The sequence below is a fragment of the Actinomyces sp. genome (genome assembly GCF_030530635.1).
In the GTDB taxonomy this organism is placed as follows: Bacteria; Actinomycetota; Actinomycetes; order Actinomycetales; family Actinomycetaceae; genus Actinomyces.
Genome location: NZ_JAUMUL010000046.1, coordinates 1 through 15273, shown reverse-complemented (window position 1 = coordinate 15273; position 15273 = coordinate 1). Strand labels below are relative to the sequence as shown.

Annotated in this window: 13 protein-coding genes and 2 pseudogenes; 1 reads left to right on the top strand and 14 read right to left on the bottom strand. The window is 65.6% G+C overall.

Annotated features, from left to right (window positions below):
* Window position 1: 1 nt before the first annotated feature.
* The 11 genes and pseudogenes from Q4A20_RS10630 to Q4A20_RS10580 all read right to left on the bottom strand — a co-directional run bounded on the left by Q4A20_RS10630 (window position 2) and on the right by Q4A20_RS10580 (window position 11205).
* Window positions 2-973 (bottom strand): D-ribose ABC transporter substrate-binding protein, encoded by a 972-nt coding sequence (locus Q4A20_RS10630; protein ID WP_303122796.1) that lies wholly within the window; start codon window positions 971-973, stop codon window positions 2-4.
* Window positions 974-1051: 78 nt separating this feature from the next.
* Window positions 1052-2173, bottom strand: coding sequence for an ABC transporter permease (locus tag Q4A20_RS10625; protein ID WP_303122794.1), 1122 nt, complete (start codon window positions 2171-2173; stop codon window positions 1052-1054).
* Window positions 2170-3765, bottom strand: a complete 1596-nt coding sequence (locus Q4A20_RS10620) for a sugar ABC transporter ATP-binding protein (protein WP_303122792.1) — start codon at window positions 3763-3765, stop codon at window positions 2170-2172. Before Q4A20_RS10620 ends, Q4A20_RS10625 begins: the two co-directional genes overlap by 4 nt.
* Window positions 3762-4415 carry a DUF2291 family protein gene (locus Q4A20_RS10615; protein WP_303122790.1) on the bottom strand — a complete coding sequence of 218 codons (654 nt, stop codon included), beginning with the start codon at window positions 4413-4415 and terminating at the stop codon, window positions 3762-3764. The genes Q4A20_RS10620 and Q4A20_RS10615 overlap by 4 nt, the downstream gene beginning before the upstream one ends.
* A 170-nt stretch (window positions 4416-4585) precedes the next feature.
* Complete coding sequence (locus Q4A20_RS10610) at window positions 4586-5506, bottom strand: PfkB family carbohydrate kinase (protein WP_303122785.1); 921 nt, start codon at window positions 5504-5506, stop codon at window positions 4586-4588.
* A 64-nt stretch (window positions 5507-5570) separates the two neighbouring features.
* Window positions 5571-7064 carry a PTS transporter subunit EIIC gene (locus tag Q4A20_RS10605; RefSeq protein WP_303122783.1) on the bottom strand — a complete coding sequence of 498 codons (1494 nt, stop codon included), beginning with the start codon at window positions 7062-7064 and terminating at the stop codon, window positions 5571-5573.
* Window positions 7065-7576: 512 nt separating this feature from the next.
* Window positions 7577-8473, bottom strand: coding sequence for a carbohydrate ABC transporter permease (locus Q4A20_RS10600; RefSeq protein ID WP_303122781.1), 897 nt, complete (start codon window positions 8471-8473; stop codon window positions 7577-7579).
* 1 nt (window position 8474) lies between these two features.
* Window positions 8475-9392, bottom strand: a complete 918-nt coding sequence (locus Q4A20_RS10595; protein ID WP_303122778.1) for a carbohydrate ABC transporter permease — start codon at window positions 9390-9392, stop codon at window positions 8475-8477.
* A gap of 74 nt (window positions 9393-9466) precedes the next feature.
* Window positions 9467-9607, bottom strand: a complete 141-nt coding sequence (locus tag Q4A20_RS10590; RefSeq protein ID WP_303122777.1) for a hypothetical protein — start codon at window positions 9605-9607, stop codon at window positions 9467-9469.
* Window positions 9608-9660: 53 nt separating this feature from the next.
* Window positions 9661-9996 (bottom strand): annotated as a pseudogene (locus Q4A20_RS10585) (carbohydrate ABC transporter permease); the annotation flags it as partial.
* A gap of 279 nt (window positions 9997-10275) precedes the next feature.
* Entirely contained in the window at window positions 10276-11205 is a 930-nt protein-coding gene (locus Q4A20_RS10580) for a carbohydrate ABC transporter permease (RefSeq protein ID WP_303122776.1), read from the bottom strand.
* A 111-nt stretch (window positions 11206-11316) separates the two neighbouring features.
* On the opposite strand from Q4A20_RS10580, the gene Q4A20_RS10575 reads away from it, so the two are divergent.
* Window positions 11317-12135, top strand: a complete 819-nt coding sequence (locus Q4A20_RS10575) for a substrate-binding domain-containing protein (RefSeq protein ID WP_303122775.1) — start codon at window positions 11317-11319, stop codon at window positions 12133-12135.
* A gap of 147 nt (window positions 12136-12282) precedes the next feature.
* On the opposite strand, the gene mmsB is transcribed toward Q4A20_RS10575, so the two are convergent.
* From mmsB to Q4A20_RS10560, 3 genes and pseudogenes are all read right to left on the bottom strand, one after another.
* A complete protein-coding gene (gene mmsB, locus Q4A20_RS10570; protein ID WP_303122769.1) occupies window positions 12283-13473 on the bottom strand; it encodes a multiple monosaccharide ABC transporter permease in 1191 nt (396 codons plus the stop codon).
* Complete coding sequence (gene mmsA / locus Q4A20_RS10565) at window positions 13470-15056, bottom strand: multiple monosaccharide ABC transporter ATP-binding protein (protein WP_303122766.1); 1587 nt, start codon at window positions 15054-15056, stop codon at window positions 13470-13472. The genes mmsB and mmsA overlap by 4 nt, the downstream gene beginning before the upstream one ends.
* A pseudogene (locus tag Q4A20_RS10560) lies at window positions 15056-15273 on the bottom strand (ABC transporter substrate-binding protein); the annotation flags it as partial. The pseudogene Q4A20_RS10560 and the gene mmsA, both read right to left, overlap by 1 nt.

Sequence of the window (15273 nt, the reverse complement as noted above, 5' to 3'; positions counted from 1 at the left end):
CTCATGCCTCCTCGAGTTCGAAGAGCGTGTAGCGGTCGGCATTGGACTCATCAATCAGGATGCAGTCCACGAGCTGCTTCTCCTTCTTGCCGGTCTCACCGTTCTTGATGTACGCGTCCGCCTGCTCCACGGCCATCTGCGAAATGCGGACGGCGGGCTGCATACCGGTGGCGAGCATCGTGCCCTCCTTGATCGCCTTGACCGCGTCCGGGGAGCCGTCGAAGCCGATCACCAGAATGTCTTCGGTCTTGCCCGCCTGCTGCACCGCGGCAACGGCTCCGACCGCCATGGTGTCGTTGCCGCAGATGATCGCCTGGACGTCGGCGTCGCGCTGCAGCAGGGTCTCTACCTTCTGGTAGCCGAGCTGCTGGTCCCAGTTGGCGGTTTCGGTGGCGACCAGTTCCATGTTCGGGTACTGGTCGAGCACGGAGTGGAAGGCCGTGGACCTGACCTGGGCATTGGTGTCCGTCTCCCGGCCGAAGAGCTCGTAGTAACGGCCCGCGCCCTGGAGCGTCTCCGCCAGCTTCTGCGCGACCAGAGCAGCGCCCTGGGAGTTGTTGGCGACGATCTGCGCGGCGGCGAGTCCGGCGGTATTGATCTCGCGGTCGATGAGGAAGACGGGAATGCCCGCCTCCACGGCTTTGCGGACCGCGCCCTCGGTGGAGTCCGCGCCGGCATTGTCCACGATGATCGCCGCGGCGCCGCGGGATATCGCGGAGTCGAAGAGCTCGGACTGCGTGTTGACGTCGTCGTCGTGGGAGAAGGCATCAGCCGTGTAGCCGAGCTCTCGGGCGGCGGCGACGGCCGCTTCGGCCTCCGTCTTGAAGAACGGGTTGTCATGTGAGGGGGTTATGACCGCGAAATAGTCGGCCTCGCCGCTGCGCGAGCAGGCCGCGAGACAGGGCAGGAGCGGGATCGTGATGGCTCCGAATGCGCCCGCCCGCAGCACGGCGCGACGAGGGATGCGGTTCACGGATGGAGTGAAAGAGGTGCTGTTGGATGTCATGATGAGTTCCGCTTCTTGTTCCGCTGGTTTCTCAGTGCGCCGGGTTCAGGTTGAGGCGCCGCCGGGACCGGCTGCGGCCCGCTCCATACGCGCGACCTCCCGTTTGACCTCCTGCGCGGCCTGGGCGGCGGCGCGGGAGCGCTCGAGGCGCTGCTGCCCCTGATCGAGCATGACGGCCAGGCCAATCACCAGGCCCTTGAGGAAGGTCTGCCAGAACGAGGACACACCCACGAGCACTAGACCGTCGTTCAGGAAACCGATGACGAAGGCACCGATCAGGGCACCCTTGACATCCCCACGGCCGCCCGCGAGCGAGGCCCCGCCGATGACGACGGCGGCGATCGCGTTCATCTCATAGGTCTCACCGGCGGCCGGCGCGGCGGCGGTGAGTTCGGAGGCGATAATGAGGCCGGCCAACGCGGCCATGCAGCCGGAAACCATGTACACCCGCATCTTGACGCGTTTAACGGGCACGCCGGACAGTTCGGCAGCGCGTTCATTGCCACCGACGGCGTATAGCCAGCGGCCGAAGGGAGCGCGGGCAACGACCAGGGCGACGACGATCGCGAAGATGATCATCAACCACACGCTGGTGGGCAGTCCGAGCGGCCGGGAAACACCCAAGAAAGAGAATCCGGTGTTGCCGAATGCCTCCTCGCCCGCCAAGTCGGGGTAGGTGGCGCCCTTGGAGATCAGCAGGGCCGCTCCGCGCGCCATATACATGGTGCCCAGGGTGGCGATGAAGGGGGCGACGTTGAACCTGGTGATCACCAGCCCGTTGAGCGCGCCGACGCAGGCGCCCATCACCAGGGCGACTATGACTACTACCAGCACCGAGGGATAGGCATTGATGTCGAAGACCGAAAGGTGCATGCCTTTCAGCATGACGCCGGCGATCACTCCTGACAGGCCGACGATCGAGCCGATGGACAGGTCTATGCCCCCGGTGAGGATGACCAGCAGCATGCCCAGGCTGAGCAGCGCGTTGTAGGCGACGTGTTTGGTCATGGTCACCAGGTTGGTGGCGGTGAGGAAGGAATCGGACAGCGATGCGAAGATGATTATCAGTACGAGCAGGGCGATGAAGGCGCGCTGCGCCATTAGGAACTCGCCGACGCTCCGATTGCCTATGCGCAGGCCGGATTTCTGAGTGGATGCGGATGTCATGCTCGGTCCTCGTCCTTCGCGTGATTGGCCGCGGCGTCGTCTACGCTCGCGGCCGAGTCGTCTTTAGTGGTTATCTGTTCGCCGGTCGCGGCCATGACCTGGTCACGGGTGGTGGTGCGCGGGTCGAAGTCGGCCACGATGCGTCCACGGGCCATGACGATCAGGCGGGTGGAGGCGCCCAACGCCTCGGTCAGCTCGGAGGTGGCGAACAGGACGCCGACCCTGGTTCCCGCCACCTCGGCCATGGTGGAGAAGATGTCCGACTTGGCGCCGATGTCGATTCCGCGCGTGGGCTCGTCCATGAGCAGCATGCGGGGTGCGGTCATCAGCGTCTTGGCGATGACGACCTTCTGCTGATTGCCGCCGGACAGGGAGGTGATGCCGATGTTCGGAGACTCGGCCTTGATGCGCACGGCCTCAATGCCGTGCCTGACCTCCTTGGCCTCCTGTTTACGCTTGACCTGTCCGCCGCGGGTCAGCACGCGCAACGCGGCCAGGCTCATATTGCGCCCCACGCTCATGAGTTGGACGATGCCGTCGGCCTGCCGGTCCTCCGGGGACAGGACGAGCCCGGCGTCGATCCGCTCACCGATGGGCGCGCGGGAGACGTCCCGCTCGTCGAGCAGAATCCGACCGGAGACGGCGGTGTGCCGCCCGGCGAGCGTCTCCAACAGCTCGGTGCGCCCGGCACCCATGAGCCCGTAGATGGCGACGATCTCGCCCTCACGCACGGTGAGCGAGAGATTGTCGACGGCGATGCGCGACGGGTTCGCCGGGTCCGGCACCACCAGGTTCTCTATCTTCAGGATCGGTTCGCCGGGCGTGGAGGTGATGGCGGTGAACAGGTCGGACTGGTCGCGTCCGGCCATGGTCTTCACGATCCAGGGCAGGTCCACGTCCGCCATGGGCGCCGTGGCCACGTGTCGGCCGTCGCGCAGGATGACCGCGGTGTCTGCGATCTCCAGACATTCGTCCATGTGGTGGGAGATGTAGACGATGGCGACGCCGTCAGCGGTCAGCTCCCGGATGATGCGGAAGAGCACCTTGACCTCGGTGGCGGACAGCGCGGAGGTGGGTTCATCCATGATGAGCACGCGCGCCCCCTCCACCAGGGTGCGGGCGATCTCCACGAGCTGCTGCTGCCCCAGGCGCAGGTCGCCCACGAGGGCGTCGGGGTCGATCGGCTCCTCCAGGCGGGCCAGTGCCGCGACGGCCCACTCGCGCTGCCGTGAACGGGCGATACCGGTGGGCGAGACGAGCTCACGCCCCAGGAAGATGTTGTCCACCACCGACAGGTTGGGGCACAGGTTGAGTTCCTGGTGGACGATGGCGACGCCGTGAGCCACGGCGTCGGTGGGGTCGGCGAAGGTGATGGGCTCGCCGTCGAGCTCGATTGTGCCGGAGGTCGGCGGCTGCACTCCGGAGAGGATCTTCATCAGGGTGGATTTGCCGGCCCCGTTCTCTCCGATGAGGGCCACCACCTCACCCCGGTGAATCTCGAAGTCGACGCCGCGCAGTGCGTGCGTGGCCCCGAAGGCCTTGGTGATGTCGTGGCCGGCAAGGACGACGGGCGCGTTCTCGCTCGCGGTCATGACGCCGCCTTGATCGAGATTGGGGTGATGACGACGTGGGCGGGGTCGGAGTAGGCCAAGGCGCCGACCACCGTGATCTTCTGGCCGATCATGGCGGCCAGGTTGTTGTCGGCGAGCACTCCGTTCTTGAGGGGTTCATTCAGGGACAGCCCCACCTGTGCATAGTCGATCTGGTTCTCGAACATGTCGAAGGTGACCTCACCGGTGACGTCTCGCAGAGCGGTCCCCATGACGGCGGGGCCCGTCTGGACGGAGACGGTGACGCCGGCGGGGACACCGTCGACGGCGAGATCGACCTGCCCGAAACCGCCCTCCTGAACGGTGCCGGTGGCGGTCACGGCGAAGGTGTAGGCGGCCTCGCCGTCACGCTTACCGAGTTCCTCGCTGGTCGCCTCCTCGTCGGCCTGGAGGTCTTCTATCAGCGCCGCAAGATCGGTGGCGGTGTCATTGATGTAGGCGATGGTGGAGTCGTAGTGCTCGTTGGCGTAGGCAACCGGGTCCGTCGCTCCGGCCGTGAGTACGGCCTCGGCCTCCTTCGGCGTCATGAAGGTGGTGCCAAGGAAGCAGATGGCGAGTATCACCACCGCTACTACGGCCTTGACAACGCCGCCCCAGGGGCGTCCATCACGTGTCTGTCTGATTCGCGTCACCGCTTGAGCCTCCTCGCTCTGACGTGGCGGGTCAGGGCCGGCCCACCAGCGTTGACATATCCATTCATCCTCGAATGTCACTAACAGTATGGCGCTTGATCGTGTTTCTGTCAACCATGCGTCACTACCGAAAACAGGGCATCCGTACGACGCAGACCTGCCGGAGCGAGTCAGATCCCGATGGCCGAAATCGCGCCATAGGAGGCGGCCGCGCCCGCGGAGAGCACCGCCGTCGACCCCGCCCGCATGGCCTCGACCACCGCCCGCTCAAAGTTCAACCCAAGCGCCAGGGCGGCAGCCAGCGCGCCCACACAGGCATCCCCCGCACCGGTGGTGTCCACAACCGGCCCCGCGGAGACCGCCTCGACGTGGGCGCCCCGCGGACCGCCGTCGGCTACGGCGTCGTACCAGACGGCACCGGCGGCGCCGAGCGTGACCAACACGCGCCGCGGGCCGCGTTCGGCCAGACGCGCGGCTACGGCGAGAGCATCCTCGGCGCCGCTCGGGGCTGGGCGGCTGAGGACCAGACCGGCCTCGGTCTCATTGACTACGAGGATGTCAACCGCGGCCAGGTCGTCTGCGGCGATGTCGTAGACCGGTGCGAGGTTGAGGATCGTCGTCGCCCCGGCGTAGCGAGCGGAGGCGATGGCGGCGGTATTGGCCGCGGCGGGAATCTCACCCTGAAGCACAACCACGTCCCCCTCCCCGGGGGTCACCGCCCGGGCCGCCTGCTCGGAGTCGACCCGGCCGTTGGCGCCGGCGTCGATGAGGATGGTGTTCTCACCGGTGGCGGACACGGTGATGAAGGCGGAGCCGGTGGTCCCCTCGTCCACGAGTAGGCCAGTCACGTCGACGCCGTGACCGGCGAGTTCCTCGCGCAGGGCCGGGCCGGCGGCGTCGGAGCCGACGCGCCCGATGAAACGGGCACGGGCACCGGCGTGGGCGGCCGCAGCGGCCTGGTTAGCGCCCTTGCCGCCCAGGCGGTAGCTGAGCGAGCGGGCGGGCAGGGTCTCCCCCGGCTGGGGGAAGCGGTCCACGGTGACGGTGACATCCTGGTTGATCGACCCGATGACCACAACGCTTGCAGGCATGTCGTCTCCTTTGAGCATGTTCATCTCCTGGGAGATGGGTTGGATTGGGGTGTTCAAGGCTCTTTCAGGGCTCTCGGACCAGCTCGCCTCCAGAGCCGGCGCCCGTCGGGGGCGCCGCGGCCTCCACCATGGCCTCGGAGAAGCCGACCAGGTAGGTGGTGATCGCGGCCCCGAAGAAGGCGATCGCGCACGCGACCACGAATCCGCCGAATCCGGCACCCGCATAGGCGGGCATGGTCAGCAGACTGGTGGAGACCAGAGCCGAGGCCCCGGCACCGGAGGCGGCGACGATAGCGCCGGCGATCCCGGAGAAGATCGCGCCGATGATGAAGGGGCGCCGGTATTTGAGGTTGACACCGTATATGGCCGGCTCGGTGACACCGGCGAGCACGGCGGACAGTGAGGAGGAGCCGGCGATGCCCTTGAGTCCCCGGTTTCGGGTTTTCAGGAAGACGCCGAAGGCGGCGCCCGCCTGCGCCATGTTATTGGGGCCGGTTATGGTGAACAGAGTGTCGCGCCCGTACAGGCCGAGGTTCTGGAAGACGATGGGAACGAAGCCGTAGTGGACTCCGAACATGACCGCCAGGGGCCAGATCGCGCCGAGCAGCAGGCCGGCGACAATCGGACTGAGGGAGACGAGCGATTGATATCCGGCGGCGAGCCCATTTCCGACCGCCGTGGCCACCGGGCCGATGGCCAGGTAGGTCAATGGGACGACGACGATGAGCGTGACCAGCGGGATGACGATGTTACGGATGGCCACAGGCACGATCCGGCGCAGCCATCGCTCCAACCAGGACTGCCCGTACACGGCCACGATGATCGGCAGCACGGAGGAGCGGTATGCCACCAGCGTCACTGGGACACCCAGGAAGGTGAGCGCGGTACCGTCCTCATAGGCCGCCACCGTGTCCGGATAGACCAGTGCTGCGGCGATCGCCATGGAGACGAATGGGGTCGCGTTGAACTTCTTGGCGGAGGTGTAGGCCAGGAACATCGGCAGGAACTGGAAGATGCCATCACTGGCCGCATACAGGATGCGGTAAGTACCCGAATCCTCCGTGAGCCAGCTGAGCGTGATGGACAGGATGCACAGGCCCTTGAGCATGCCGGCCCCGGCCATGGCCACGATCAATGGGGTGAAGATCGAGGCGATCACGTCGACGGCTGCGGCCATACCACGGGGCTGCTGCGCACCCGGATCGGCATCCGGGCCCGCCCCATCTGAGGCGCCTCCACCTGCCTGAGCATTGACATCGGCGCCTTCGCTCCCGACGCCGGCGGCACGGGCGTGGACCCCTTCCAGGCCCATGAGCGCCTCATACACCTCCGGGACGCGTTGGCCTACAACCACCTGCGTCTGTCCGCCGGCGTTCATTGCGGTCAGGACGCCGTCAACCTGCGCCAGGGCCGTGAGGTCGGCCCGGGTGACATCCGCCAGGACGAAGCGCAGGCGCGTGGCGCAGTGGGTCACGCTGCGCACATTCTCGGCTCCGCCCACCAGTTCCAGGACGGTACGGGCCGTGGTCTCGGCATGCTCCAGGGTCGACGACATCATGCCTCCTTGCATGTACATTCATTGCCGAATGCAGTCACTTTACGGCTGTGAGCCGCGTGAGTCAATGGCTGCTCGAAGGATCTGTGCGCTCCTGGGTGGGACGGCGCCCCCAAATCCGACCGATGACGCACCGCAGAAATGACCACCTATGCGAGTTTGCAGTCGGCACGTGGCGGGTCCGTTCCGCTTCCGCGGTGGGCGGGGGCGTCCCGGCTTCTCCGCCGCCGTCAGACAGCATGCGCATCCTCCCGGTCGACCGCGCCGTGGATCTGCGCCTGAGCCGTCCAATCCGTTCCATCGCGCCCACATTGTCACAAACGGTTACAAACGAGCCCGAGGCGCTGGCCCACGACTCACGAAACGTTGGAATCATGCGGCTGCAAAATCCCAGCGGGGCACCGAATCCGGCGTTCGTCACCGTTTCGGACAATGCTGGTCACCAAACGCCCCGTTCTCAGTTCTCCTCTTCGACCGCCCGACGCCGAGCCCTGCCATCAACACTACCGGCAGACTCAGCCCTTCACCGCCCCGGAGAAGGCGCCAGAGACGAAGTAGCGCTGGAACAGCAGGTAGACGATCAGCACTGGAATCGCCGTCATAATGATGAAGGCGTTCAGTGGCCCGTAGTCGGTGCCGTGCTGGGCGGAGAAGTTCTGTACGGCCAGCGGGATGGTCGCCATCGAGCCGGACTGCAGGATTGTGGACGCCATGGCGTACTCGTTCCAGGTGGACACGAAGTCCAGGACAAACAGAGCAGCCAACGTCGGTTTGATCAGCGGGCAGCAGATCTGCCAGAAGATGCGGAAGGTGGAGGCGCCGTCGAGCCGGGCGGACTCCTCGACCTCATCGGGGATCGCCCGGAAGGAGCCGTAAAGCATGAAGACCTGGTAGGGCACGCCGAAGGCGAGATACGGCAGGATCAGGCCCACATAGGTGTCCAGCAGGTCGGCTTTCAAAAGCAGCTGGAACATGGGCCCGAGAGCCACCTGGATGGGCACCATGGAGCCGACCGCGAAGACGGCGACCGTCCACTTGGCCCGCCGCATGTGGATGCGGGCCAGTGCGTAGGCCGCGAGCGCCGCCAGCAGCAGCCCCAGCGGAACCTTGATGACCGATACCAGCAGGCTGTTGGTGCCGCTGATCCACAGATCACCGGTCTCGACGGCGTCGGCGTAGTTACTCCAGAGCCACTGGGCAGGCAGGCCGAGCGTGGAGCCGCTCGCCAGATCCGCTCGGCTCTTGAAGGAGGTCAGCATCATTACCACGAACGGCACGAGCCAGAACGCCGCCGCGATGAGCAGCGCCGCCCACAGTCCGATGGTGACCCAGTCGCGCGGCGGACGGTTCGGCGCAGCGGCCGCACCGTCGTCGAGACCGGCGGCGGTGCGGGCAACGGGAATGGCGGTCATCTCAGTCCTCCCCCTTCATGGACCAGGCCAGGTAGGGGATCACCAGGCACAGTGAGAGAATCAGCAGGACGGTGGCGACGGCGCCGCCGGCCCCGAAGTTGTGGTTCGAGAAGGACTGCTGGTAGGACCACAGGGCGAGGACCTGACTTGACTGTGCGGGCCCTCCCCCGGTCATGCCGACTACCAGGTCGTACACCTTCAGCGAGTTGATAATGGTCAAGATGATGACGACGACGGTCGTCGGCCGCAGGGCGGGCCAGGTCACGTTGCGGAAGACCTGCCAGCGGCCGGCTCCATCGACTCTGGCCGCATCCACGAGTTCCGCGGGAACCGACTGCAGCCCGGCGAGAAAGAGCACCATGTTGAAACCGACCCCCTGCCAGATGGAGGCGACAAAGATCGAGTACAGGGCGGTGCGCGGATCTCCCAGCCATTCATGGGCCAGTCCGCCCAGGCCGATTGCTTCGAGCACCTGGTTGATGACACCCATGGTGGGGTTGTAGATCCACCGCCAGATCGCCGCCACCGTGATGGAGGCGAATACGCTCGGGATGTAGAAGATGGAGCGGAAGGCGTTGCGCCCCCAGATGCGCTGGTTGAGGGCGAGCGCCATGAGCAGGGACGCCACCATGGGGATGGCCACCGACAGCGCCACCCAGATCATTGAGTTCTTGAGGGCAGTCCAGAAGACCGTGTCCTGGGTGAGCAGGTACCGATAGTTCTTGAGCCCGACGAATTCCTGGGCGGCATTGGCATAGCCGGACCAGGAGAAGAAGGACAGCCGTACCGAGTCGATCATCGGATACAGCAGGAATACGCCGTACAGCAGGGCCGCCGGGGCCAGGTAGGGCACGGAGCGCAGCACGCGATGCTGCTTGCCGGCCCGTGCAGGCGCTGAAGCCGCTTGAGCTGTTGCCATAAGATGTTCTTTCGCTGAGGTGATGGGCGGACAGGAGCCCGAACCGGCCCGACCGTCCGCACAGCACAGGCCGGTCAGGAGTTGGCGTCGATGAACTTCTGCATGGCGGGGCCGGCCTGATCCGGGGCCATGTCGCCGATGAGAACGGAGTTCTGAATACGCCAGTACTCGGTCGTCTCATCCAAGCTGAGGGCTTGATCGAAGTTGTTGTACATCTCCTCCGAGGACTCCAGGATTGGGGGCCACAGCGCGGCCCCAACAGCGGCAGCGCCACCTGACGGAAGGTACGCAGCTCACTCGCGCCGTCGATCCGGGCCGCCTCGAGCAGCTCGGTGGGCACGGCATCGCGGGTGAACTGCCACATCAGGTACAGCCCGAAGGGGGAGATCAGCGAGGGGATGATCACCGACCAAGGGGTGTTGGTCAGCCCCGGCTTGGCGAACATCAGGAAGGTGGGTACCGCCAGGGCCGTTCCCGGGACCGCGACCGCACCAATGACGATGGCGAAGATGGCGTTCTTGCCCGGGAAGTCGAATTTGGCCAGGCCGTACCCGGCCAGCACCGAGAGCAGCACGGAGCCGCCGGCGCCCAGGACCACGTACATGAGCGTGTTCAGGAACCAGCGCACGAACTGGCCGTCGTTGTAGGTGAGTGTCTCGCGGATGTTGTCCCACAGAGCGAAGTCGTGTCCGAACCACAGTCCGAAGGTGGAGAAGAGATCCCCCTGGGTCTTGGTGGAGGAGATGAACAGCCACAGCAGCGGCAGGTAGGTGTAGATGAGCATCAGGCCCATCACGACGGTCAGTAGCCAACTCTTGCGGGGGTTCTCAAGGTTGTAGCCGCGGTAGGCGACGGGCGCCCGGTTGGTCTTCTTTCTCATGATTCAGTTCCCCCGATTCCCGCGCAGCTGGACGAGGTAGGCCACGGCCATGGTGATCAGTCCCATGACGATGGCGACGGTGGCCGAGTAGTTGTACTGCTGGCCGGCGAAGGAGAGGTTGTAGGCGTAGTAGTTCGGCGTGTAGTAGGTGGTGATAGCGTTCGGCGCCAGGTTCTGCAGAATCGAGGGCTCGTTGAACAGTTGGAACGAGCCGATGATGGAGAAGATCGTGGCGATTCCTAGAGCGCCGCGCAGGGCCGGGATCTTGATGGCGGTGATGATGCGCCACTCGCCGGCACCGTCGATGGCTGCGGCCTCGTACAGGCTGTGCGGGATGGTCTTGAGCGAGGAGTAGAAGATCAGCATGTTGTAGCCGACGAACTCCCAGGTGACGATGTTGCCGATCGAGATCAGGATGATGTTCGCGCCCAGTGGGTCGGGGATGGTGACGCCGAGCAGGTCGGACAGCGACCTTATCAGGCCGAAGCGGTTGCCGTACATGAAGCCCCACATCAGGGCGGCGACGACGGCGGGAACGGCGTAGGGCAGGAAGATGGAGATGCGGAAGAAGGCCGTGCCGTGGAGTTTCAGGGAGTCGATCGCCAAGGCCGCCAGCAACGACAACGTGAGCATGATGGGCACCTGCACCACGAGGAATAGGGCGACGCGGCGGAATGCCTCCCAGAACTGCGGATCGGCCAGGAGCTGGGTGTAGTTGTCCAGACCTACGAACTGGTCGCCGCCGACCATGCGGTTCTGGAACAGGCTCAGCCAGATCGAGTAGCAGATGGGTGCTAGGAAGACGAAGGCGAAAACCACCATGAAGGGTCCCACGAAGCCCCATCCGGTCCAACCGCGTTTGGGACGCCTGGTAGGAAACTGCGTATGGGCTGCGGCACCTGGCGTGCGCGCTGCGGTGGGGATCACCGACATGCTTGTCCTTCCGTCTCTGCACTGAGCGGAGTGGGATGGGGAGTTGGGATGCTTGCGTAAACACCCGCCGCGGCACGCGCCCTCAAGCGCGGCAGTTTCCACAACATCGGCGTGGTCATGTTCGATCTTACGGCCACGGGCAACACCTCCACCCTGGCCGCGATCACCGAATCCGCATCCGCGCACGGCTACACCGTCACCCTACTAGCCCCGCAGGCCCGCACCACCGCCTCGGTCTCCGGCGCCTTCGACCGCCTGCACGAACTCGCGGTGGACGGGGTCATCCTGGTGATGGAGTCCATGCCCGATGCCCAGGACGGATCCGAGTTCGTCCTACCCGACGTCGAGCATCTCGTCGTCGTCGACTCCGCTCTGGGGCCCAACCACGCCGTGATCGACACCGATCAGACCGCCGGCACCCGGAGCGCCGTCGAGCATCTGCTGGCGCTGGGCCACCGGACCGTACACCACATCACCGGCCCGGCCCACTCGTATTCCGCGCAGCGCCGCGAGCAGGCCTGGCGGGAGGTGCTCACCGAGGCCGGGCGGCGGGTGCCCGAGCCCGCCCGCGGGGACTGGTCTGCCGACTCCGGCCGCCAGGCCGCACGCACCCTGCTGGAGGATCCGGACTGCACCGCGGTCTTTTGCGCGAACGACGAGATGTCGCTCGGACTACTTCACGCAGCACAAGACATGGGCCTGCGAATACCGGAGGATCTGTCGGTCATCGGTTTCGACGACATCCCCCTGGCGGCCGACTTCGCTCCCCCGCTGACAACCGTGCACCAGGACTTCGCCGGCCTGGGCCGGGCGTGTATAACTCGCCTGGTGCGCATGATGAGCACCGGGGTGGCCGAGACCGGCCAGGAGCTGGTGCCGACGTCGCTGGTGCTGCGGACATCGACGGCGCCGCCTCCGCGGCGTTCTTGAACCGGCAGCCATCACAGGGAACGGCAACCACCCCAAACCGCAAAGAGCCACTAATCGGCGAGGAGAGACCCGTGCGCAAGGGGTGGTCGGCGGCCACTCCGGCGGCCGACCACCCCTTGCCGTCTCAACGGCGGGTTCGCCGCCCCGTCATGCGGCACTGCGGCGCTTGCCGACGATGTCCACGGCGACGGCGAGCACCAGCACCAGGCCCTTGATGGCTTGCTGCCAGGCGGAGTCGACGGCCATGATGGACAACCCCATGTTGAGCACTCCCATGATCAGCGCACCGATGATGGCACCGGACACCCGGCCCACACCGCCGGATACGGCTGCGCCGCCAATGTAGGCCGCCGCAATCGCATCCATCTCATACAGGTTGCCGGCGGTGGAGACGGCCGCACCGGCCCGGGATGTGGTCACGATCGCCGCCAGCGCGGCGAGGAACCCCATGTTCACGAACACCAGGAAGTCAACCCGTTTGACGTTCACACCGGACAACCGCGCCGCCTTGAGATTGCCGCCGACGGCGTAGATGTGACGCCCGAATACACTCTTGTTCATCACGAAGGAGTAGATGAGAATCACCGTGCCCACGATCACCAGGACTATCGGGGTGCCTCCGGCCGAGTATGCCAGCAGCATGGTGAAGAACCCGATGGCGGCGGCGAAGACCACCAGGCGCAGCGCGACCACGCCCATGGCGTCGACCGCACGCCCCGCCGCACGGTTGCGGCGGCGAGCACGCAACTGGGTGAACACCAACCCGGCGATGGCGACCACACCGATGAGGATGGTTACGCCGTCATAGTTCTTGAAGTACCCCAGCCAGGCGGGCAGCGAACCGTTGGCGATGGACACGAAGCTGCCTGGAAGCCCGGAGACCGTACGCTGAACCAGAACCACGGTGAGCCCCCGGAAGATGAGCATGGAGCCCAGGGTCACGATGAAGGCCGGGATCTCCATGATCGCCACCCAGAAGCCCTGCCAGCAGCCGATGAGCAGGCCGATGGCGATGGCCACCAGTACTGCCAGCGGCCACGGCACCCCGGAGTTGACCACCAGCAGGCCGATGACGCCGCCCACGAATCCGACGATCGAGCCGACCGACAGGTCGATGTGTCGGGCAATGATGATCATGACCATGCCTACGGCCAGGATCATCACGTAGGCGTTCTGCTGGATTAGGCTGGCGACGTTGTTGGGGGCCAGCAGCAGTCCGCCGGTGAGGAACTGGAAGAAGATGATGATGGCCACCAGGGCTGCCAGGATCCCGTACTGGCGCAGATTGCGGCCGAGGGATTCACGCAGTTTGGCGCCGGTTGCGCTGGTCTGGTTCATCGGTCCGCACCTTCCCGGTCCGCGAGTGACACAGGCACCTGGGCATCAGTGTCCTTCTCAATGGTCATCAGTTTCATGAGGTTCTCCTGAGTTGCCTCGGCCCGGGGCAACTGCCCGGTAATACGGCCTTGGCTCATCGTGTAGATGCGGTCGCAGATCCCCAGAAGCTCGGGCAGCTCTGAGGAGATGACGAGGACGGCCTTGCCGGCGTCCGCGAGCTGGTTGATGATCTGGTAGATCTCGTACTTGGCGCCGACGTCGATACCACGGGTGGGCTCATCAAGGATGAGCACATCGGGATCGGAGAACATCCACTTGGCCAGGACGACCTTCTGCTGGTTGCCTCCGGACAGGGATCCGACCGGGGTGGACAGCGAGGCCGTCTTGGTGCGAAGTTCGCGCCGATAGCGTTCGGCCACCTCCTCCTCCGCGGCGTCGTCGACGATGCCGCGGGAGGAGACCTTGCCCAGGGCGGCGGCGGTGGTGTTGGTCTTGACGTCCTGGATCAGGTTCAGTCCGAGCACCTTGCGGTCCTCAGTGACGTAGGCCAGACCGTTGTCGATCGCCTGCCGCACCGTGGCCGTGGATATCTCCTTGCCATCCTTGTATACGGTCCCCGAGATGTCGGTGCCCCAGGAGCGGCCGAACAGACTCATGGCCAGCTCGGTGCGGCCGGCCCCCATCAGACCGGCCAGACCCACGATCTCGCCGCGTCGCAGGCTCAGGGCAGCGTCGGATACGACGGCGCGCGCGGTGTCGATGGGGTGGTGCACCGTCCAGTGGCTGATACGGAGCACCTCCTTCCCCACCTGCGAGGTGTGCTCGGGGAAGCGACTGGACAACTCGCGTCCCACCATCAGGCGGATGATCTCGTCCTCGTCAATGGCGTCGACGCCGTGCAGCGGGGCCGTCTGGACCGTGCGGCCGTCCCGGATGACGGTGGTGCGGTCGGCGATGCCCGCCACCTCCGCCAGTTTGTGGGAGATCATCACCATGGTGATACCCCGCTCGCGTAGACCTCGCATGAGGTCGAGCAGGTGGGCGGAGTCGTCGTCGTTGAGGGCGGCCGTGGGCTCATCGAGGATGAGCAGACGCACGTCCTTCGACAGCGCCTTGGCGATCTCAACCAGCTGCTGCTGGCCGACGCCGAGGTCGGCCACCCGCGTCTGTGGCCGAATGTCAAGACCGACCTCATCCAACAGTGCGGCTGCGGCCTCATTGGTGGCATCCCAGTCGATGAAGCCACGGGTGGATTTCTCGTTGCCCATGAAGATGTTCTCCGCCACCGACAGGTAGGGGCTGAGAGCCAGTTCCTGGTGAATGATGACCACGCCGACGGCCTCGGAGTCCCGGATGGAGCGGAACTCGCGGACCTGACCGTCGTAGTAGATGTCGCCGTCGTAGGTGCCGCGCGGCCACACCCCGGACAGCACGTTCATCAAAGTGGATTTGCCGGCGCCGTTCTCCCCGCACACGGCGTGGATCTCGCCGCGGCGCACCTCCAGGTTGACATCATCCAGGGCCTTGAAGTCACCGAAGGCCTTGGTGATGTGGCGCATCTCGAGGATGGTGTCGGCCCCCATCACAGCCCCACCTCCACCGCGGTGTAGTAGCCGGAGTCGACCAGGACCTCCTGGACGTTGTCGGCGTCGACAGTCACCGGGTCCAGCAGGTAGGAGGGGACCACCAGTCGGCCGTTGTCGTAGGACTCGGTGTCATTGACCTCGACCTCCTGACCCCGGGCTATCTGGTCGACCATGGTGGCGCAGCGCTCCCCCAGCAGGCGGGTGTCCTTGAAGA